This window comes from Marinactinospora endophytica (assembly GCF_054780875.1).
Genome location: NZ_BAAGVM010000033.1, coordinates 1 through 1,302 on the forward strand (window position 1 = coordinate 1; position 1,302 = coordinate 1,302).

General features: G+C 67.5%; 1 protein-coding gene and 1 other annotated feature. The gene reads left to right on the top strand.

Going from position 1 to position 1,302, the window contains the following annotated elements; genetic code table 11:
• Positions 1-52 precede the first annotated feature (52 nt).
• Positions 53-1,284 (top strand): IS3 family transposase gene (locus ACYVHU_RS26645; RefSeq protein WP_498949917.1). Its coding sequence is split into 2 segments (ribosomal slippage): positions 53-332 and positions 332-1,284, totalling 1,233 coding nucleotides; the frame shifts between segments, so codons are not numbered across the junction.
• Positions 331-444, top strand: a sequence feature (AL1L pseudoknot). It overlaps the preceding gene by 114 nt.
• Positions 1,285-1,302 lie beyond the last annotated feature (18 nt).

Sequence of the window (1,302 nt, forward strand, 5' to 3'; positions counted from 1 at the left end):
TGTTTCGTGCCGGGTGTGATGGAGGCTCTCAAACCTGGGAAGGATGAGAGACATGCCAGCACCGAGGAAGTACCCCGATGAGCTGCGCGAACGCGCCACCCGCATGGTCGTGGAGGCCCGCCGGAACCCGGCTACGCGTCCAGGGGCGATCGCTCGTATCGGCGACCAGCTAGGCATCAACCGCGAGACCCTGCGCAACTGGGTCACCCAGGCCGAGGTCGATGCCGGAGACCGCCCCGGCACCACCACCGACCAGGCCCAGCGTCTGGCCGAGCTCGAACGCGAAGTGCGCGAGCTGCGGCGGGCCAACGCCATCCTCAAGTCCGCATCGGCTTTCTTCGCGGCGGAGCTCGACCGCCCACACACCAGATAGTCGCCTACATCGACATCCACCGACAGGAGTTCGGGGTCGAGCCGATCTGCACCACGTTGCACATCGCCCCGTCCACCTACTACGCCGCCAAGACCCGGCCGCCCTCGTCGCGCTCGCGCACCGATGAGGCCACCACCGCCAAGATCCACCAGGTGCACGCCGACAACTACGCCGTCTACGGGGCTCGTAAGGTCCACGCCGAGCTGAACCGCCAAGGCCACCGGGTGGCCCGCTGCACGGTCCAGCGGCTGATGAAGCAGGCGGGGCTGCGCGGGATCTCCCGCACCAAGCAGCCCCGCACCACGGTAGGGTCCACGACCCCCGACACTCGACCGGACCTGGTAGAACGCGCGTTCACCGCTGATGCGCCCAACCAGTTGTGGGTCGCTGACATCACCTACATCCGCACCTTCGCGGGTTGGGTCTACGCCGCGTTCGTCATCGACGTGCACTCCCGCCGCGTGGTGGGCTGGCAGGTCTCGCGGTCGCTACGCACCAACCTGGCCCTGGACGCGTTGGAGATGGCGGTCTGGAACCGCCAACACGTGGGCCGGCGGATCGATGGCCTGGTCCACCACTCCGACCGGGGCGTGCAATATCTGGCGGTGCGCTACACCCAGCGCCTGGCCGAGGCGGGGGCGGTGGCCTCGGTCGGCTCCACCGGCGATTCCTACGACAACGCTCTGGCCGAGGCGTTCCACTCGCTGTTCAAGGCCGAACTGATCCGCAACCGGGGTCCGTGGCGGGGGCTGGACGAGGTGGAGATCGCGGTGGCCGAGTACGTGGACTGGTTCAACCATCGCCGCCTGCACGGCGAGATCGGGCTGGTCCCGCCAGCGGAGTTCGAGGACGACTTCTACCAGCAGGTATCGGTGTCAGAGCAGGACGAAGCGTTGGTTCCGAGCCTCTAAAGAACCCGGCACGAAACA